This window comes from Gluconacetobacter takamatsuzukensis, from assembly GCF_014174275.1.
Taxonomy (GTDB): Bacteria; Pseudomonadota; Alphaproteobacteria; order Acetobacterales; family Acetobacteraceae; genus Gluconacetobacter; species Gluconacetobacter takamatsuzukensis.
The window spans coordinates 1-20,253 of the sequence record NZ_JABEQK010000017.1; the positions used below are offsets into that span (position 1 = coordinate 1).

The following is a 20,253-nucleotide window of genomic DNA, read 5'->3' on the forward strand; positions in this document are numbered from 1 at the left end:
AATGCCAGCCTGGCCGCTCGGTTCCGCTACGCTTCACCTCCCGGCCAGGCTGGCATCAGAAGCGCATATCAACTAACTATGAAACCGGACCAGTCATCGCAGGCAGCCCAATCGATGACGTAAACTTGAGTTAGGTTCTCGTTCGCCCAATTCTCAAGATCGGTAATTAAGGCCTTATTCTCCGCCTTCTTCTCCGCTTGAAGAAAGAAAAAACTGCTAGACATGCTGTGATTCCTTGTCGAGACGCCCGCTCGCCCTAAAGCGTGATCACCGATCCTAGCTGGTCGCCTCCCAGCATCAAGGGGGGGCGACACATTTGCGCTAGCGGTGCCCTTCGGCAGGTAAGAGGCGCATTGAGGCAAGCTGCCAGCCTTCAAACGGCCATTCCTGCCCGTCGGCTAGCGCCGGATGCTGTCTTTGAGAACAACCGGTGTACGGTTGAAAGCTGCCATTTCGATGCAGGCGCAAGAATGGCAGCAATGTACCGAAAGGCGGGCTTTAAAGGGCTATGGCATAGATGTTGTTCTCATCTGGTTCCGGCGCGGCCCGTCCGCCGAGATTCGAACCTCGACTGGATAGAATGCGTGCACAAGTCCGCTATCCGCCTTGTCAGGTAGAGCGTCGAATGATTCATGTCAGCTTTCGGGAAACTCTCCCAATCGCTTGGATGTCCGACATGAGGCGACTACGGCCTGTCTGCTGCCATTCACTGAGCGGACGGGCAATTGGCTATCGGGTAACCGTCATACCCGCGTAGGTGTCAGTAATGAGGCGACTGCCGCCTGTCTGCCAGACTTCCCAGGAACCGCTGGGCAGCGCCACGCTCACCCCTCCTACGGTTTGCTGGCTTGTCTGGGAGAAAGACGATACGCGAATCTTTGCACGGTGCCCGACCGCCCCTGGGGCGGAACATAGCCATAATACCGTCCATCGGTGCTAGGCAAGAAATTGAAAGCCTCGTGGCCCTCGCCACCGTCGGAAATCCAAGCATAGTTCCCGTCTACCGCATCTCCTTGATAATAGTCCGCCCATCCATGTTTTACCCAAATCACGTTCGCCAATTGATAGCTCCTAACCGCTCCTCAATTTATGTGCGAATTATGTGCGGAAGATTTTCTCAACACCAGAGATCAGATGCTGTCCAGAAACGGTTTCGGTTGCGGAAACGTCTGCAATCGCCGTTTGCCCCACAAAATCGACGTTCCGTTATCAGCCCAACTCGGTCAAGATACATCTTGCTGCTTATGCCCGTTCTGCGGAAAGCTCTTCATCGGTACGTATGTCCGCCAAGAGGCGACCGCTGCCAGTCCACTCTGTTTCCGTTGAACTGACCGGTGAAAATCTGGGGGAGATTCAGGTATATAAACAGCCAATAACGTGTTGCGGCATGGCTTTTCCATTTTCTATAGATAGAATGTAGAAATTAAAAAATGCGTGAAGAATCTGTGGTTACAATTCAATACGACCGATTATCAGGAGATTTTCAGTCGCCGGTTGGTGTCTTGTCTGAAGTGGACGAGAGCATATGTGTCCGGCTTAACCGCGAGTTGTCTGATATTCGCTCGTGGCTTCACGTAAAACGGAATCATGGACTATTTTCTCACCGGTTTTTGGTCGAACTGACTTTCAGCGCCCTGGACCAACGTTTTCCCTTACATGCGGTTTATGATGAGATTGGAAAACTCGAAGGGACTGACGAACAACCCAGTATGACCAAGAAGCCCCGACAGATGAGAAAACCTCTAAAGGGTCTTTGGCACAAGCACTATTTTGGTCCCAACTTCATGATGCGTAATTTAATTGATGAGACAGAAAGAATGGCAAAAGATGGCCGTTGGGATGCTATGTTTTCTCCTCACATCGGCAAATTCCTAAGTGAATTTATGCCGCAGGTATCACATGAAATGGTGATGGGAGCTTTTCAAACCCGAGCGTGTGAAAGAAGAGTCACGGGAGAATTTCTCGTCTATGAGCGAAGGCCTGATGGCTCAAATTATTATTTGACGCTCGGCATGCATGGTGATTGGGATGCCATTCGTACAAGAGTTGATGAATATAAGGAATTTGATGAGGGGACCCCGTGGCCTCATAACAATAGTCTCAAATAGGATCGACCACGCGAAAGCGCGTTTTATGTAAGCTTTTGGTGAACACTTGCCGAACCATCAATCAACACCCGTCAAGCCCAAATTTAGGATGTTGCCTCTTCATGAACTAGACAGCGATTAGAGAAGACCAACCTTCGCACGTCGCGCGTTTATGTTCGCTTACTGGAAACAAGAACCAGCCTGCTAGGTCTGAAAAGAGGGCGCAAACCGACAATTACGCGCAATAATGAGACAATCAGGTAAACTGGCAAATCTGGCCGACAGCGGTATGTCTGTTCTGCTTCATCCTACTCTATCTCGCTCTGGCTGGCGGAGGGGGGGCGCCGTTGATAGGTTGAACGAAGTGGATGCATTCGATGTGACCAAAGCTTGGGCGCTAGGATTGCGCGCATTGAATAAAGGGGATTGTCTTGAAGTTGGTGAAGTTAAGACTGTCGAATTTCCGCTGCTTCGGACCGGAAGCCACAGAGATTTCGCTCGCAGATACCACCTTCATCCTCGGCCCTAATGGCTCAGGCAAGACGGCGGTCCTTCAGGCGCTCGGAAGAATGTTCAGTCTCGACCCAGCGCAGCGTAAGATTCGGACGTCGGATTTCCACATCGCAGCGGATGAAGACCCGGAGAACGCTCCTTCGACGCGAGATCTGTGGATTGAGGCGGACTTTGAGTTCCCCGAGTTGGCCGATGCGGGTGAGGCGGAAGAAGGCACGATGCCCGCCGTCGCAGGCAACTTCTCCCATCTCCAGATGGAAACAGATGACGCGTCGGTTCGAATGCGCTTCCGCCTTCATGCCTGCCTCGACGAGGACGGGGACATCGAAGAGAGCTTCACCCATGTCACGCAGGTCGATGATGACGGAATTCCAACCGTCCAAGGCAGGGTTTCCAAGCAGGACCGCGCCGCAGTGCAGGTCCATTACCTGCCGGCCCGGCGCAATCCGGCAGACCATATCTCTTACGCCGCCAACGCTCTGCTCGGCCGTGCCCTTCGTGCCGCCAACTGGTCGGCGGAGCGCCAGACGATCTCGGCACTCACGGAGCAGATCAGCGCAGCGCTCGTCAGCAACGCGTCGGTTAAAGGGATCGGCGACGAGGTCACCAAGCTCTGGGAGTCGCTCCACAAGGGAAAGTTTTACGCCAACCCGACCTTGTCGTTCGCGCAGAGCGAAGTCGAAAATCTGCTGCGGCACCTCAGCCTGAGCTTCGCGCCCGGTCACGATACTCCGCAGGTCGATTTCTCCCGGCTGAGCGACGGGCAGCAATCCCTGCTGTACATTACGCTCGTCCTCGCGATGCGGGCCGTCGGCAGCGCGGTGCTTGCCGGCGACACCGATGCATTCGACATCGACAAGCTGCGCCCACCGCTTTTCACACTTGTCGCGGTCGAAGAGCCCGAGAACAGCCTTTCCCCGCACTATCTTGGCCGTGTCCTGCGGACGCTGAGCGAGTTCGCGGAAGACGGCGATGCACAAGCCGTCATCGCGACCCATGCTCCGTCGCTGCTGCGCCGCGTCGAACCGGAGAGCATCCGCTACCTGCGCCTCGACGAGGAGCGGCGCACCACGGTGTCACGGATCACGATGCCAAGCGGGGCCGATGCGAACAAATATGTTCGCGAAGCGATCCAGGCTTTCCCCGAACTCTACTTCGCGAGACTGCTGATCTTGGGCGAGGGAGACAGCGAGGAAGTGGTATTGCCGCGCCTGCTCGCTGCGCGCGGGATTTTGGCCGACGATGCTTCAATCTCGGTCGTTCCGCTGGGCGGACGCCATGTGAACCATTTCTGGCGCCTGCTGAGCGATCTGGGCATTCCCTTCGTAACGTTGCTGGATCTTGATCTCGCACGCCATCAGGGCGGTTGGGGCCGGATTAAATATGCGGCCAAGCAGCTGTTGCGATTCGAGGACGATCTCGTGAATTTCGACAGGGGGGATGCTGACGCCATTCCCAAATGGGATAGCGAGCAGGGGCTGATGATCAAGGACGATGGTTGGATCGCCAAGCTGGAAAAGAATGCGGTGTTCTTTTCCTCTCCGCTCGACCTCGACTTCATGATGATCGAGGCGTTTCCCGAAGCCTATGGCCTGACCGATGCCGAACTCGAGGATCCCGACGACGGCACGATCGACGCTGTGCTCGGCAAGTCCCACGACGCAATCGGTGGTCAATATGACGATGCCCAGCAGCAGCTGTTTGTGGCGTATCAGGAACGCTTCAAGCTCGGCAGCAAGCCGAGTTGGCACATCCAAGCGATGGCGAAGCTCAACGACGACGCGCTGCTCGAAGACATGCCCAAGGTTCTTGACCGGATGTTTGACCTTATCGAGGAGAAGCTCGCGGAATTGCCGGAATGATTTCCATTGCGCGCTGGGTGCCATCCGAAGGCCTGGTCCTGGAGCCGAACGCGCTGGAAGCGGCGAAGGAGACGGCCCGCAATCTCGCGCTTACTGCCGGCCCCGGTGCCGGCAAGACCGAGATGCTCGCCCAGCGCGCCGACTTCCTGCTGCGCACCGCGACCTGCCGCTATCCGCGCCGGATCCTCGCCATTTCTTTCAAGGTCGACGCGGCCCAGAATCTGCGAGCCCGAGTACGACGGCGCTGCGGCCCAGATCTCGCGGCGCGGCTGGACAGCTATACCTTTCACGCCTTCGCGAAGCGTCTGATCGACCAATTCCGCCCGGTGCTAAAGGGCGCGAACGCGCTCGACCAGGACTACTCAATCGGCCAGCGGCGCGTTCAGCGAACATCGATCACCTTTGCCGACATGGTGCCGCTCGCCCAGACGATCATCGAGAATAGTCGCATCGCCCGCGACGCCGTTAGGCAGACCTACAGCCATGTCTTTCTGGACGAGTTCCAAGACTGCACAGCCGATCAATATGCGCTCATTACCGCCTGCTTCGGCGGATCCAAATGTCTGCTGACCGCCGTCGGCGATACCAAACAGAGCATCATGGGCTGGGCCGGCGCGCTTGAAGGCATTTTCCAGACGTTCGCGGACGACTTTGCTGCACACCCGCTCAATCTCTACCAGAATTTCCGTTCCGCGCCGACTCTGCGCCGGATGCAGAATGCGATGGTGCGGGTGATGGACCCGCCTGCCGCCTTGGACGATGCCGACATCGTCGGGGACGAAGGGGCGATCGCTATCCTCAATTTTGCGGACGACGAAGAAGAGGCCGACGGCATCGCGGCCCGGGTTCAGCAACTCGCCGACAATGACGGCGTTTCCCTGTCGGAGATCGCCATCCTCGTCAGCAAGCAGCAGCAGCTATATTGCCAAAAGCTGATTGCGGCCTTCGACGCCCACGGCATTGCCTATCGGGAAGAGGACTCAACTCAAAATCTGGCTTCGGAGCCCGCGGCGCGCCTCATCGTGGACTTTCTCCTGGTCACGAGCAGCCCCCGGCAGCCGGGAGCGCATCGCCGCCTTCTGGATCTCGTCGTTTTCAACCAAGGGGTCGACGAGGAACGCGAGTATCAGCTTCGCTCGAAGTGGAACCGGCTGCTCGGCGAGACGCGCAAGGCAATCGCGACCGGCAAGATCAATCTGGCACACAAGCCGGATCTCGAAAAGCTGGTGGAGACACTGCTTGACACGGTCGGCAGCGAAGACATCGTAGCGATGTCCTCGGCATATGCGCAAGGGGACATGCTGGCGACCTGCATCGTCGAAACCGTGGATCGTGCGCACGAGTTGCTGTCCGGCGGAGCAGATCCAGCCACAGCGCTCTCGTCCTTTTCAGGAGACCGCGCAGTACGCATCATGTCGATCCACAAAAGCAAGGGACTCGAATTCGATACGGTGTTCATGCTTGGCGTCGAGGAGGAAACCTTCTGGGGAAAGCAGGCGGACGAGCGTTCGGCGTTCTTCGTCGGCATATCCCGCGCTAAGCTCCGCCTGTTCCTCACGGTCTGCGAGAAGCGCTCCAGACCCACGGGCGCTAGACGCTGGACCGTTACACGGCGACCCCATGAGGAGTTCCTAAGCTATGTTTGATCGCACGGCACGGGGGCTTGCGGCCTGCACAGTCGCCCCCCTGCGGACGTTCGCCAGTCTTTCTTGATGGATGGCAGCTTAGCGCGCGTTTGCTCGCCACAAGCTGACTGTTCGGAACGTTCGACAGCCCGACCTTGCAGAAAGGGCTTTAGCGAATCTATGGTTGAGCGTTGTCAGCGTAGCCGGACGCTCTACCTGTCGTAGTGCCGAACGGCAGGAATGTCCCAAACGCGTTCTATCGCGGTTCGCCTAACAACGTCGGCTTTCGGGCAACCGCCATCACCACTTTGATGTCTTACTTGAGGGCGGAAGCTGCCGTGACGTGGCCTGATCCGACCCCCAGCCCAGGGCAACCCCCGCACGCCGTTCAGACGGGTATGTCGCGGCCGTGTGTCAGAAGCGGCGTAGGTTGTGGCTGCCCTTCGTAATAATCGGCTTCGCGCAGGAAGCCGTGGCGATCGAGGCCATCGATCACGAGCGCGCCGCTGTCGGGATAGGTGCAGACGTCGGCGGGCGGCTCGGCGCCTATCGCGAGGTAGACCAGGTCGCCCGTGCTGTCCGGGGTCGCGGGGTTGGCGATCTGATGGGCGATTCCCGTGTCGGCCGGACAGGAAATGCAGTCTCCGGGGCCGATCTCATGTACGCGATCGCCATAGCGAAATAGACCTTGCCCTTCGAGCACGACGAAGATCTCGTCGGCCTGAAGATGCGTGTGCGCTGGACACGCGCTGTGGCCGGGGGGCACCCGCACGGCCCGCATGCCGAGACGGCCCATCCCGAAACGCCCAGGCCCCGCCTCCTTCATCGCAGGCGTCAGCGCGCGCCGGAAATGCGTCCAGGCGGCGGGCACGTCGGCGGCGATTTCCGGCGCCGTGTGCATGTTGACGATCGTCGGTGCTTTCTCGACCATGTTGTCCTCTCGTATCCGCGCCAGACAAGCGCGGGCTGCTCTTCCGGCATGGACGCCGCAATCACCATGTTTGATGTCTGCTGTCGGGTCGTGCAAGTCACCGCGCCCTATGCCGGGGATGACGGCGACTACCGTCTGTCTGCCAAGCGTCATCAAACAGGTAGGTGACCTGGGGAGCGGGATTTTCGCTTCAAGCTTGGGCCGTTTCCCCAAGATGCTCCCGCGTCCACTTGGCCTCTTCAATGGGGCTGCGACGGAAATGGCGCTTGAAGTCTCGGCTGAACTGGGCGGGGCTGGCATAGCCGACTTCGGCGGCAATAACGGCAAGCGATCCCTGACGCCGTGCGATCATCAGCCTGGCTTCGTGCAGCCGCAGGGCCTTGATATATTGGATCGGGGTATTCCCGGTAAGGAGCTTGAAGCCGGCGTGATAGGAAGGAACGCTCATACCGGCCGCTGCCGCAAGTTCCGGTACCGATAATCCTTCATTGTAGCGTTCGCGGATCAGTGACAGGCTTTGCACGATCCTGCCTGTCGTTTCATTGCGACGCAGCGCTGCCATCAGCGCGCCCCCCTGAGGGCCTGCCAGGACGCGATAATGCAACTCACGCAGCAGCCCCGGACCGAGAATGGCGAGTTCCTGTGGATGATGGAGCGCATGAAGCAGGCGTTGGAGCACATCGACAATGGTCGGTACCATCCGACTTGAAACCAGGCTTCTCGCCCGCACTCTTTCGGCATGATCGACCTGCTCCTCCAATGTAGCCGCTATTTCAGCGGCAAGATGCAGGTCGAAATCGAAGTAGATGGCGAGCAGAGGCTGACCGGGACTGGCCTGTGAGGCCATTCGAAAAGGCACCGGGACCGAAACGGCAAGATAATGGTCGGCGTCATATCGGTAGATTTCGCCATCGAGGAAGCCCTGCTTGGACCCTTGCAATACGAAGACCGCACCGGGGCGATAAAGGACCGGCACATCTTCGAGGACGGTCTCGGAACGCAGGATCCGAATATTCGGCAACGGCGTGGCGTTGTAGCCAGGTCGCGGTGCGAGTTCGGCGGCCAGCGCGAGAAGCGGAGAGGATATGGGTGGAGAATTCATAGGATCGAGCAAGAAGATTAGAGGAACTGCGATAGAGAACGTACCAAGGTGATATTATTGGTCAAGGCATGAATGCAAGCAAGCAGAGCACAGCCATGCCGAAACGGACTTTTTTCATCACAGGCGCCAATTCAGGGTTTGGGTTGGCCATTGCCCAGGCCGCCCTTGAAGCAGGTCATCGGGTGATTGGTACCGTCCGGTCGCAAACCGCAAGAGCGTCGTTGCTGGAGCGACTGCCAGATATCTGCGCAGTCCTTTGTGACGTCACCGAGTTCGACCGCATTCCCGCCATCGTCGCACAGGCAGAAGAAGATCACGGCCCGGTCGACGTGCTCATCAACAATGCCGGCTATGGACATGAAGGTATCCTGGAGGAATCTCCTCTCGCGGAAATGCGCCGCCAGTTCGACGTCAATGTCTTCGGTGCGGTTGCGGTTGCCAAGGCCTTCCTGCCGCGCTTTCGCGAACGTCGCAGGGGCTTCATCGTGAACGTGACATCGATGGGCGGCCTGATCACCATGCCCGGCATAGCGTATTACTGTGGCAGCAAATTCGCCTTGCAGGGTATTTCGGAGGTCATGCGCGCAGAAATGGCGCCTTTCGGAGTTCATGTCACGGCGTTGTGCCCCGGATCATTCCGCACGGACTGGGCCGGCCGTTCGATGGTCAGGACCGAGCGCTCGATTGCAGACTACGACGCTCTGTTCGATCCGATCCGCGCCGCGCGGCACGAGAAGGACGGCAAGCAGTTGGGCGATCCGGCGAAACTCGCCGCCGCAGTGCTTCAGCTTGTTGCGTCGGATGCGCCCCCACCGCAACTCCTCCTGGGCAGCGACGCTCTGCGGCTGGTTCGTGAACGTATCTCTCGCCTGGAAAGAGAAATTGCCGATTGGACGGAACTGACCCGATCGACGGACGGCTGATGCTTCCGGGGAACGGTGGATGCGAATCATGACCACCGCACGCCGCTCCTGGGGAACCACTGTATTATTCCGGCAACAGGTGGTGATTATATCCCGTCATATACAGGTCTATGTACGGCGATATATAGACAGGCCCGTCGCGGGGGTGGCAAAAAGGACACATATCCTGTTCCTTGTTCACACACCGGATGCGCCAGATCGATGCACCATCGCTTTTATCCCTTCTTCGTCGCCGGAACATTTGGCGCCCTTCTGCTGGCGGGTTCGGCGCTGGCCGCGCCGCCCGCGCCAGCCCCCGCGCAGCAGGGCAAGACGGGCAAGCAGGCCACTGCCAAGGCCGCCTCCAAGGCGGCACCCGCCGGAAAGCCGGCCCGGGCCGCGGCCGGCACCGCCCCCATCGCCGGCATACTGGATGGTTCGAACGGCGAGACCGTGACCGTCCATGGCCGTCATGCGGCGGACGGCACGGCCGCCAAATACATGAACAAGAGCGTCTATCTCGGCCCGCTGGGCAATCGGGACACGCTGGACACGCCCTATTCCGTCATGGGCGTCCCGCATGATGTCGTGGTCAACCAGCAGATCCGCAACATTAACGACATGGCGCAGTATCTGCCCTCGGTGCAGCTGGAAATCCGGGGCGATCCCAATACGTCCCGCCCGCAATCGCGCGGGTTCGAGGCCGATGTGGTCGCCAATTCCCGCCTCGACGGGCTGAACGTGGTCTCCACCACCCCCTATCCGGCGGAATGGATCGATAACCTGCAAGTCCTCAACGGGCTGGCCGGGGCGATGTACGGGCCGGAAAACCCGGCGGGCGTGTTCGAATATACGCTCAAGCGCCCGACCGACCGGCAGACCGAACGGCTTTCGGTCGGTGCGGATTCCATCGGCACCCCCATCGTCAACGGCGATATCTCCGGCCGCGTCGGCCGGAACGGCTGGTTCGGCTACCGGCTGAACATGCTGCATGCCAACGGCACGGGCTATGCGTCGGGAAGCTGGATCCGGCGCGAGATGGTCAGCGCCGATTTCGATATCCATCTGGACGACAAGACGGTTATCGAAATCGATGCCAGCCATTATACCTACGCCGCGCGCGGCCTGGCGCCCGGATTCGGCATTCCCGCCGGCACCGCCGCCAACCCGACCGGCATCGGCGGGCAACTGCCCGAGGCGCCGGACCTGGGCAAGCGCCTGGCACCGGGCTGGAGCGGCTACAACATGGAGACCAACACGTTCCTGGCCAAGATCCGGCACGAGATCAACGAGGACTGGAGCTTTACGCTGGGCGGACTGTACCAGGATGCGCAGCGCCAGTCCTTCGGCATCAGCGATACGCTGACCGCGACCGGGGGCACGGACGGATTCTATTCCTCGAAGGCCACGGCGACGACGACGGCCGACGATTTCCGCGTCGGCAGCAACATGGCGTATTTCAACGGCCGCGTCTTTACCGGGCCGATCCGCCACGACCTGGTCATCGGCACTAACGGCTACATGATGGGCAACTACAACCCGGTCAGCGCGGTCACGCCGGCGCAGAGCCTGGGGACGTACAACATGTATGGCGCCGCACCCACCAGCGGCACGCAGCCTTATTATCAGGGCCGCTATAAATCCAGCACCATCACCAGCCAGTCCTTCATCGTCGGCGACACGCTGACGATCGACAAGCACTGGTCGATCATGGGCACGCTGGCCTGGAGCTGGATCGACCAGGCCGGTGCGCTCAACGCCACCAGCGCCCTGAAGCAGACTTTCCAGGCCAATGCGGCATTCAGCCCGACGGCCAGCGTGATGTACAAGCCGACCGACAACCAGACCCTCTATTTCACCTATGGCCGGTCGGTGGAGGCAGGGCCCGTTACGCCCAACAGCCAGTATTACACCAACACCAATATCGCGCTGCCGATCGCACGCTCGGTCGAGTACGAAGTCGGCTACAAACTGCGTTACCAGAAGATGCAGTTCAACGTTGCCGGTTTCCGCATGACCTCGCCCTATGCGATGTATGTCAGCGCGGCGAACGGCACGTGCGCGGGTGGTTCGACCTGCCAGACCTACACATATGGCGGCACGCAGCGTAATTACGGCGTGGAAGCCCAGATTTCGGGCGAGGTGCTGCCCAACCTCTCCGTCCTGGCCGGCATGACCTGGCTGGATGCGGAGCTGGTCGACAGCAAGACCGCCGCCTATAACGACAAGGAAATCGTGGGTGCCGCACCCTTGCAGGCCAGCCTGCTGCTGGACTACCGCCTGCCGGCGTCCCTGGGCCGCTTCGCGTCGGGCTGGGCCTTCAATGCCGGGGTCCATTACATGGGCAACCGCGCGGCCAACGTGACCAACACGCTGCATACCGGATCGTACACGACGCTGGAACTGGGCTCGCGCTATGCCTTCCATGTCGCCCGGTTCCCGTGGGTCGCGCGCTTCGGCGTCAGCAACGTCACGAACGAGCGCTACTGGGCCTCGGTCTATACGGGTGCGCCCAGCGGCACGTCCGGCGCGGCATCGACCCTGTATGCGGGACTGCCGCGCGTCTACCACTTCACGCTGTCGGCGGAGTTCTGACGGCCCGGTTCCGGGCCACCGGACAGGCAGGGAAACGGGAAGGCCGGGGGAAACCCCGGCCTTTCCTGTATGCGGGGCACGCAATCCCGCACCGGGCGGTCTGCCCGGCGCGCATGGCAGACCGGTGATAAAGGGCCGGGAACAGGCCTCCCGTTATCGTATGCTTCGCCGCCAGGCCGGCATGAAGACCGTACGCGCATCGATGGCGCCTTGGTCTGTCTTTTTCCAGACCCGCGCATGGTGCCGTGCAGGAAACGGGGTTTCTCGTCCGCTTTCTCCGGCGGGGAATCTGTCGCGAACATTCCCGGAAGAGATAGAAGCGCTCTTCCCCCTGTTTTCGTTCGCATAAATTCGGGGGGTATGCCGTCCCCCCACGACGCTTCCGTGCTTTTGGGGCTGTGAATCAGGGGCCGAACGCGGAAATCCATGTCGATTTCTCATGAGTCGAGAACCATCTGCGGCATCGGATGGATCCAATAAATAAAAAATATATAGAATATGTATTAATGCAGGAAAGAAATCATATTAACGGGTTTCTGGAGATACAGGATCGCAGTCGCAAAAATGTTATATTGAATTTCCCCCATTCAATACCGAGATATGGTGAGGTGATTGTATGCGGGATCGCTAGATGACCATTTAGGCGTGAACAATGTTCGAGGATGGTGAGCCAGAAAATGTCACGAGACGACAGGAAGCATGGAGATTGGCATATCCATCTGCCCCATCTTCATTTGCCGCACTTTCATCTTCCCCATGTCCGATTGCCGCACATTCACTGGCCGCATTTTCATATCCATTTCCACGACCGGCCCCTGGCGGGTGAGCCGCATCCGGAGCGCCCGTTTCACTGGCGGCTGTATCTGTGCGAGATGGTGGCCACGGCGGTGTTGATGGTGATCGGCCTGGGCTGCGTCATCGTTCTTTCGGCACCCGGGACCCTGATGGGCAGGCTGCTGGCCTTCCATCCGGCCTTTCAGGCGGCCCTGTGCGGCCTGTGCTTCGGCATGGCGGGCACGGCCGCGGCGATGACGCCGTTCGGCAAGGTCAGCGGCGCGCACCTGAATCCGTCGGTCACGCTGGCCTTCATGCTGTCGAAGAAGATCGTGTGGATCGATGCCCTCGGCTATGTCGTATCGCAGGTCTTGGGCGCGGTTCTGGGAACGGCGGCTGTCTATGGGGCGGGGTACGTCTTCTCGTCGTGGAAGATCCATGCGCTGGCCACCCATTACGGCGCGACGGTGCCGTATACGGGCATTTCCGTCTGGTTTGCGCTGGGGTCGGAGATCCTGGTCACGGGGCTGCTCATCGCCACGCTGTACTGGCTGGCGGCGCATCCCAAGCATAAATGGCTTACGCCCTGGATCGGCGGCATCTTCTTTTTCGTGATGAACCCGCTCACGGCCTGGATTTCCGGCAACAGCGCCAATTTCGCGCGTTCGTTCGGGCCGGACCTGTTTGCCGGCAACTGGACCGGGCTGTGGATCTATCTGCTGGGCCCGTTCATCGGTTCCTGCCTGGCGGTGATGGCGATCAAGGCCGACCTGCTCGGCAAGATCCACCTCATGGAAGCGCGCCTGATCAATTTCGGGCATCACGGCCGGGTGCCGCATATGGAGGACCCGCATTTCGTTCACGCGGCCCCCGAGCATTACGAGGAATACAAGCAGCATCTGGAAACAATCCAGATGCTGCAAAAAGCCCCCGAAAAAGCCGCCAGCTCGTAAGAGCTGCCGGCTTCAGTGAATGGGGGTGCAGGGCAGCGCCCTGCGCCCTCACACCGGTTCGCTGACCACAGGCAGGACCGTCTCCACGATCGACTGGTCCAGCGCCTCGTATTCATGATAGCGCAGGGTGCGATACAGGGCTTCGCGGGTCTGCATATGGGGCAGCATGGCCTCGGTGCTGCCGTCGCGGCGCAGGGTGGCGTAGAGGTCTTCCTGCGCCTTGTTGGCGGCGCGCAGCGAACTGACGGGCCAGATGACCATGCTGTAGCCCATCTCCTCGAACTCGCGGGCTGTGAAGAAGGGGGTGCGGCCGAATTCCGTCATGTTGGCCAGCAGCTTGACGCCCGGCATGCGGCGGGCGAACTCGCGGAACATCTCGGCGGTGGTCAGGGCCTCGGGGAAGATCGCGTCGGCCCCGGCCTCGATATAGAGCCTGGCACGGGCGACGGCACCGTCGATCCCTTCGCTGGCGGCGGCATCGGTGCGGGCGATGACGACCAGGTCGCGCGCGGCCTTGCGGGCGGCGCCGACCTTCAGGGCCATGTCGTGCGGGGTGGCGAGTTTCTTGTTGTTCAGGTGCCCGCATTTCTTGGGCAGGATCTGGTCTTCCAGATGCACGGCGGCGGCACCGGCATCCTCGAAGGTGCGGACCATGTTCATCACGTTCAGCACTTCGCCATAGCCGGTATCGCCGTCGACCAGCAGCGGCAGGCCGGTGGCGTTGACGATCTGGCGGATGAAGAACGTCACCTGCTCGATGGTGATGATGCCCAGGTCCGGCAGGCCCATGCTGGCCGTCATGGCCGCGCCCGAAAGGTAGAGCGCGTCGAACCCCGCATCCTTCGCCTGGAGCGCGGCCTGGCCGTTATGGGCACCGGGCAGTTGCAGGATGCCGGGCGACTGGAGCAGCGCGCGGAAGCGCCGCCCCGCCGGTACGCCGTCAGTGGCGCCGCCTGTCAGGTAGATCATGCTGCTTTCTCCAGTCCGCCCCGCTGGTGCAGGGGCGTGAAGGGCCGCTTGTCGGGGCCGATATAGTCCGCCGAGGGGCGGATGATCTTGCCGTTCTCGCGCTGTTCGATGACGTGGGCGCTCCAGCCGGTCAGGCGCGCGATCACGAAGATCGGCGTGAACATGGCGGTGGGGATGCGCATCATGTTGTAGGAAACGGCGCTGAACCAATCGAGGTTGGCGAACATGTTCCGGTTGTCGGCCATCACCCGCTCCACCCGTTCCGCGACGTTGTAGAGCCGCATGGAGCCGCAGCGCGCCGACAGCCGTTCCGCCCATTGCTTGATCACGGCGTTGCGCGGATCGGCGATGGTATAGACCGGATGGCCGAATCCGATCACGACCTCGCGGTTTTCCAGCCGGCGCAGGATGTCCGCCTGGGCCTCGTCGGGCGTCTGGTACCGCTGCTGGATTTCCAGCGCCACCTCGTTGGCGCCGCCGTGGCGCGCGCCGCGCAGCGCGCCGATGCCGGCGGTCACGGCCGAATACATGTCCGACCCCGTGCCCGCCACCACGCGGCAGGCGAAGGTCGAGGCGTTGAATTCGTGCTCCGCGTACAGGATCAGCGAGGCATGCATGGCCCGCACCCAGTCGGCGGGCGGCGCATGGCCGTGCAGCATGTGCAGGAAATGGCCGCCGATGGTCTCGTCATCGGTCTCGACATCGATGCGCTTGCCGTTGGTCGAGAAATGATACCAGTACAGCAGCACCGACCCCATCGAGGCCAGCAGCCGGTCCGCGATCTCGCGCGCGCCGACCGGGTTCATGTCCCGTCGTTCGGGCAGGATGCAGCCCAGGGCGGAAACGCCGGTGCGCATCACGTCCATCGGGTGGGCGGCGGCCGGAATATCCTCCAGCAGGCGGCGCAGGCGCACGGGCAGGCCGCGCAGCGACCGCAGGCGCTCCTTGTATTCCGCCAGTTCGGCGGCGTCGGGCAGATGGCCGTGGATCAGCAGGTGGGCGACTTCCTCGAACTCGCAGGATTCCGCCAGGTCCTTGATGTCGTATCCGCGATACTGCAACTCGTTGCCGGCATGGCCGACGGAACTCAGCGCGGTCTCGCCGGCGGCGATGCCGGACAGGGCGACCGATTTCTTGGGCTTGGACGCTTGGGTCATGTCACGTCTCCTTTTTTTGGTGCCGCTTCGCAGGGCTCTGCCCTGCACCGGAAGGGGACAGTTGTCCCCTTCACCCCTGTTCGTTAAGGAGGTGCAGGAGGCGAGCCTCCTGCCGGGGTGTCGAGGCAGAGCCCCGACGAAAGGCCTCACGCCGAAAAATTGAAAATCCCTGTCTTGTCCGTAGCTTTCAGCGCATCGACGGGCAGCGTGATTTCAAGCTGGCGCAGTTCGTCGGCGCGCAGGGTGGGTAGGCGCTGTGCTACGTCCAGGAAGCGCTCGATTTCGGCGGGGGTCAGGATGCCTTCGGTCAGGACACGGAATTTCCGGATGTAATCGGGCCGGGTCCAGGGCGTGGCGCCCAGCGGGTGGGCGTTGGCCACCGCCAGTTCGCCATCCAGCGTGGTGCCGTCATTGAAGGTGATGGCGATGCGGCCGCCGAAGGCCTTGATCGCCGGATCGTCGGCGTGATAGCGCGCCGTCCATTTCGGGTCTTCCACCGTATGGATCTTGCGCCACAGCCGCACCGTGTCGGCCCGCTGCGCACGCTCGGGCAGGTAGGAGCGCACATGGTGCCAGGCGCCATCCTGCAAGGCCACGGCGACGATATACATGATCGAATGGTCCAGCGTCTCGCGCGAGGCCTGGGGGTCGAATTTCTGCGGGTCGTTGGAGCCGGTGCCGATCACGTAATGGGTGTGGTGGCTGGTCTCGATCAGGATATCCTTCACATCGTCCCAGTCGCGGCCCGAGGCCCGGACGTCGGCGCCGAGGCGGAAGGCGAGGTCGATCAGCGCCTGGCTCTGATATTCCGCCGAATGTTCCTTGGTGTAGCTGTCCAGGATCGCGCGCTTGGCCTCGCCGGCCTCGGGCAGGGCGACGCGGTAATGGGCGTCCTTGCCGTCCAGCATCCAGGCGATCACGCCATCCTCGCCCTCATAGATCGGGCTGGGCGAGGTCTCGCCCAGCATGGCGCGGTCGACGGCCTCGACCGCCATCTTGCCGGCATGGGCGGGGGCGTAGGCTTTCCAGGACGAGATCTCGCCCTTGCGGCTCTGCCGGGTCGCGGTGGTGACATGCAGCGCGTGCTGGATCGACTGGTAGATGGTCTCGGCAGGCAGGCCCAGCAGGGTGCCGATGCCGGCCGCGACCGAGGGGCCCAGATGCGCGACATGGTCGATCTTGTGCCTGTGCAGGCAGATCGCGCGCACCAGGTCGATCTGGATTTCGTAGCCGGTCGCGATCCCGCGCACCAGTTCGGCGCCCGAACGGCCGCATTGCTGGGCCACGGCGAGGAGGGCGGGGATATTGTCGCCCGGATGGGAATATTCGGCGGCCAGGAACGTGTCGTGGAAATCCAGCTCGCGCACCGCCGTGCCGTTGGCCCAGGCCGCCCATTCGGCATGTACGCGCACATCCGGCCCGCAGCCGAACAGGGTGGCGCCGCCGGGGCGGGCATGGGCCAGGGCCTCGGCACGGGCGCTGACCACCGTATGGCGGTTGACCGAGGCGATGGCGACCGACGCGTTGTCGATCACGCGATTGACGATCATCTCGGTAACGTCGGGGACGATGGCGACCGGGTCGGCGGCGACCTGCGCGATCTGCCAGGCCAGCTGCGCGTCGCGCGCCAGCCGGTCGCTCTCGGGGTGGACGGTAATGTCGTAATGCCGCATGGCATGGTTCCTCTTCTGGGGTCCTTGCTGCGGAGTATTGCCATTCTCGCGCATTCGGGAATGGCGATCCGGGCAAAATGGTGCCACGGTCGGGCACCGGTTTTGCGAAGGATGCGAAGATGGCGACGGCGGGCGAGAAGATCTTCGCGGGGTCGAGAATTCGCGATCTGCGCAACAGGAATGGCAAATCGCAGCAGGGTCTGGCGACGGCGCTGGGGCTTTCCGCCAGCTATCTCAACCAGATCGAGAACGACCAGCGGCCGCTGACACCCGGAATCCTGTTAAAACTTTGCACGCTGTTCGGGGTCGAGCCGACCTGGTTCAGCGACAGTTTCGACATCCAGCGCATGCAGGTACTGCGCGAGATCCTGGGCGACCCGCTGTTCAGTACCATGCCCGCGCCGCGCCAGTTGCAGGAGGCGGTACGCGGCGCGCCGTGGCTGTGCGACCAGTTCGTGACCCTCTATCGCGCCTTCCGGACCCTGCGCGAGGAAGGGGGGCAGGCCGGCACCGCCACCCCCGCGCCGCAGCCGGGCACCGGGTCGTACGACGCGGTGGGCGACTGGGTGCAGGCCGAGCGCAATTATTTCGACGAGATCGACCGGGCGGCAGAGGCGCTGTACGAATCCGCGCGGCTGGACGAGGGCGGTCCGGCCGAGACGCTGGGCCGCTATCTGCGCGACCGCCACGATATCCGGATCGTGACCGATGCCACGCTGGACAGCCAGGGGGTGATGTGGCGGTTCGACCGCCGCGCGCGCCGTCTGTCGCTGACCGGCGGCGTGCCGCCCGAAAGCAGCGCCTTCTGGCTGGCACAGGTGATCGGGCGGCTGGAATACGGGCAGGTCCTGGCCCGCCCGGTGCGCCGGTCGGGCCTGGCCAGCGCCGATGCGCGGGCGCTGGCCACCGTGGGGATGAGCAATTATTTCGCCGGCGCCCTGCTGCTGCCCTACGGGCGCTTCCTGCGCGCGGCGCGGCAGACGCGGCACGATCTGGACCTGTTGCAGCGCCAGTTCGGCGTCAGTTTCGAACAGGTGTGCCATCGGCTCTCGACCATGCAGCGGCCGGGGGCGGAGGGGATTCCCTTCTATTTCATCAAGACCGATATCGCCGGCAATGTGCTGAAAAGCTACAGCGCCACCCGCTTCAGCCGCGCCCGGTTCGGCGGGCTGTGCGCGCAGTGGAACGTGTTCGAATGTTTTTCGGCGCCGGGCAAGCTGCATGTCCAGATGTCGCGCACCACCGACGACGCGGTTTATATCAGCGTCGCGCGGACGGTAGGGCACTCGCCGGTCTCCTATTTCGACCGGCCCCGCCTGGTGGCGATCGTGCTGGGCTGTGCGGTGTCGCATGCGCCGGAACTGGTCTATTCGGCCGGGCTGGACCTGGCGGACGACCGGATGGTGATCCCGATCGGCCCCGGTTGCCGCGCCTGCACCCGCACCGATTGCCGCCACCGGGCCATCCCGGCCACCGGCTTCGGCATCGATGCCGGCAGCGAGGAACGCGGCGTCGTGCCCTATCACATGGTCGCGCCCTGATGCCCGTTCCCGCCCGCCTCGGGGGCCGTCGCCTGCCCAAACAGTCATTAGGTGGATTGACCCCGCCGCACGTCCGTTCCATGCACGGCGGCATGAAGAGGGACCAGACCGGGACGGGGAGAGCGGACGATGGGAAATGACTGGCAGATCCGGCCGGCCCGACAGGACGAGGCCGCCCTGTTGCCGGCGGTGGAGGACGCGTCGGGCGTGCTGTTTCGCACCATCCCCGACCTGGCCTGGATTGCGGATGACGACGTGATGCCGGCCGAGGCGCATCTGGCGGCCATCGCGGCCGGAACCTGCTGGGTGGCGGCCGAGGGCGGCACTGTCGCCGGCTTCCTGTCCGCCCGCGCGGCGACCGAGGACGGGGCCGGTGCCGATGCCGGACGGACGGTGCTGCATGTGTGGGAGATGTCGGTGGCGCCCGCGCATCAGGGCAGGGGGCTGGGCCGGGCATTGCTGGAACATGCGGCCGCCCATGCGGCGGCACGGGGCATGGCGGCCGTGACCCTGACGACTTTTCGCGACGTGGCGTGGAATGCGCCGTTCTATGCGCGCACCGGCTTCGCCGTCCTGCCCGATGCGGCGCTGACGCCGCGCCTGCGGGGCGTCCTGGTGGCCGAAATCGCGCACGGGCTGCCGGCGGCGCGACGGTGCGCCATGCGGCGGCCGGTTCCATCGGTCTCCTGATTTTTCGTTCGTTAACCAGGATATTTCACGGATCATATCATGCGCATCACCGTTTTCGACATACAGGCCATGAAGGATGCCGGGCAGCGCATCGCCATGCTGACGGCCTACGACCACCCCTCCGCCGCGCTGGCCGAGCGGGCGGAGGTGCCGATGCTGCTGGTGGGGGACTCGCTGGGGATGGTGGTCCATGGGGCCGACACCACCCTGCCGGTCACGCTGGACGACATGATCCGCCACGCCCGGGCGGTGGTGCGCGGCAGCAGCCGGGCGCTGGTGGTGGCCGACCTGCCGTTCCTGACCTATGCGACCGAGGCCGACGCCATCGCCTCGGCCCGGCGGGTGATGCAGGAGGCCGGGGTCCAGGCGCTGAAGCTGGAAGGCGGTATCTCCATCGCCGCGACGGTGCGGCGGCTGACCGAGCTGGGCGTGCCGGTGATGGGCCATCTGGGCCTGACGCCGCAGGCGCAGCACACGCTGGGCCTGCGGGTGCAGGCGCGGCAGGCCGAGGCGGCGCGGCGGCTGGTGGAAGACGCACTGGCATTGCAGGATGCGGGCGCGTTCGGCCTGGTGCTGGAACTGGTGCCGGCACCGCTGGCGGCGGCGGTGACGCAGCGGCTGCGCATTCCGGTCATCGGCATCGGTGCGGGTGCTGGCTGCGACGGGCAGGTGCAGGTCTGGCACGATCTGCTGGGCCTGTTTCCGGGCAAATCGCCCCGCCACGCACGGCGCTATGCCGATATCGGCACGGCGATCGAGGATGCGCTGCGCGCCTATGTGGGCGACGTGCAGTCCGGCGCCTTTCCCACGGCGGCGCAGAGCAGCAGCATGGACCCCGAGGAACTGGCCCGCGCCCTCGGCGGCTGACAGGCTGTTTGC

14 protein-coding genes are annotated in these 20,253 nt (G+C 62.4%); 9 read left to right on the forward strand and 5 right to left on the reverse strand.

The features are described 5' to 3' along the window. Positions 1-1,430 precede the first annotated feature (1,430 nt). From HLH27_RS15915 to HLH27_RS15925, 3 genes are all read left to right on the forward strand, one after another. Positions 1,431-2,108, forward strand: a complete 678-nt coding sequence (locus tag HLH27_RS15915) for a hypothetical protein (protein ID WP_182951030.1) — start codon at positions 1,431-1,433, stop codon at positions 2,106-2,108. A gap of 419 nt (positions 2,109-2,527) precedes the next feature. Further along, positions 2,528-4,462 (forward strand): ATP-dependent nuclease, encoded by a 1,935-nt coding sequence (locus HLH27_RS15920; RefSeq protein WP_338029936.1) that lies wholly within the window; start codon positions 2,528-2,530, stop codon positions 4,460-4,462. Beyond that, positions 4,459-6,108 carry a UvrD-helicase domain-containing protein gene (locus tag HLH27_RS15925; RefSeq protein ID WP_182951032.1) on the forward strand — a complete coding sequence of 550 codons (1,650 nt, stop codon included), beginning with the start codon at positions 4,459-4,461 and terminating at the stop codon, positions 6,106-6,108. The genes HLH27_RS15920 and HLH27_RS15925 overlap by 4 nt, the downstream gene beginning before the upstream one ends. 367 nt (positions 6,109-6,475) lie before the next feature. On the opposite strand, the gene HLH27_RS15930 is transcribed toward HLH27_RS15925, so the two are convergent. Further along, positions 6,476-7,018: a cupin domain-containing protein gene (locus HLH27_RS15930; protein ID WP_182951033.1), complete on the reverse strand. Its 543-nt coding sequence runs from the start codon at positions 7,016-7,018 to the stop codon at positions 6,476-6,478. Positions 7,019-7,208: 190 nt separating this feature from the next. Continuing rightward, positions 7,209-8,120 (reverse strand): AraC family transcriptional regulator, encoded by a 912-nt coding sequence (locus HLH27_RS15935; protein WP_182951034.1) that lies wholly within the window; start codon positions 8,118-8,120, stop codon positions 7,209-7,211. 68 nt (positions 8,121-8,188) lie between these two features. On the opposite strand from HLH27_RS15935, the gene HLH27_RS15940 reads away from it, so the two are divergent. The 3 genes from HLH27_RS15940 (at position 8,189) to HLH27_RS15950 (ending at position 13,344) form a co-directional block, all read left to right on the forward strand. Next, positions 8,189-9,043 (forward strand): oxidoreductase, encoded by an 855-nt coding sequence (locus tag HLH27_RS15940; RefSeq protein WP_246375958.1) that lies wholly within the window; start codon positions 8,189-8,191, stop codon positions 9,041-9,043. 201 nt (positions 9,044-9,244) lie between these two features. Continuing rightward, on the forward strand, positions 9,245-11,617 hold the full coding sequence (locus tag HLH27_RS15945; protein WP_182951035.1) for a TonB-dependent siderophore receptor: 2,373 nt from the start codon (positions 9,245-9,247) through the stop codon (positions 11,615-11,617). 677 nt (positions 11,618-12,294) lie between these two features. Next, positions 12,295-13,344: an MIP/aquaporin family protein gene (locus HLH27_RS15950; RefSeq protein ID WP_182951036.1), complete on the forward strand. Its 1,050-nt coding sequence runs from the start codon at positions 12,295-12,297 to the stop codon at positions 13,342-13,344. Between the two features lie 48 nt (positions 13,345-13,392). On the opposite strand, the gene prpB is transcribed toward HLH27_RS15950, so the two are convergent. From prpB to HLH27_RS15965, 3 genes are all read right to left on the reverse strand, one after another. Beyond that, positions 13,393-14,313, reverse strand: a complete 921-nt coding sequence (gene prpB, locus HLH27_RS15955; protein ID WP_182951037.1) for a methylisocitrate lyase — start codon at positions 14,311-14,313, stop codon at positions 13,393-13,395. Then, a complete protein-coding gene (gene prpC / locus HLH27_RS15960) occupies positions 14,310-15,470 on the reverse strand; it encodes a bifunctional 2-methylcitrate synthase/citrate synthase (protein ID WP_182951038.1) in 1,161 nt (386 codons plus the stop codon). The genes prpB and prpC overlap by 4 nt, the downstream gene beginning before the upstream one ends. 146 nt (positions 15,471-15,616) lie before the next feature. Continuing rightward, positions 15,617-17,143 (reverse strand): MmgE/PrpD family protein, encoded by a 1,527-nt coding sequence (locus tag HLH27_RS15965; RefSeq protein ID WP_182951039.1) that lies wholly within the window; start codon positions 17,141-17,143, stop codon positions 15,617-15,619. A 119-nt stretch (positions 17,144-17,262) separates the two neighbouring features. On the opposite strand from HLH27_RS15965, the gene HLH27_RS15970 reads away from it, so the two are divergent. The 3 genes from HLH27_RS15970 (at position 17,263) to panB (ending at position 20,241) form a co-directional block, all read left to right on the forward strand. Then, positions 17,263-18,684 carry a helix-turn-helix domain-containing protein gene (locus tag HLH27_RS15970; RefSeq protein WP_182951040.1) on the forward strand — a complete coding sequence of 474 codons (1,422 nt, stop codon included), beginning with the start codon at positions 17,263-17,265 and terminating at the stop codon, positions 18,682-18,684. Positions 18,685-18,813: 129 nt separating this feature from the next. Next, entirely contained in the window at positions 18,814-19,374 is a 561-nt protein-coding gene (locus tag HLH27_RS15975; RefSeq protein WP_182951041.1) for a GNAT family N-acetyltransferase, read from the forward strand. A gap of 39 nt (positions 19,375-19,413) precedes the next feature. Next, positions 19,414-20,241: a 3-methyl-2-oxobutanoate hydroxymethyltransferase gene (panB, locus tag HLH27_RS15980; protein WP_182951042.1), complete on the forward strand. Its 828-nt coding sequence runs from the start codon at positions 19,414-19,416 to the stop codon at positions 20,239-20,241. Positions 20,242-20,253 lie beyond the last annotated feature (12 nt).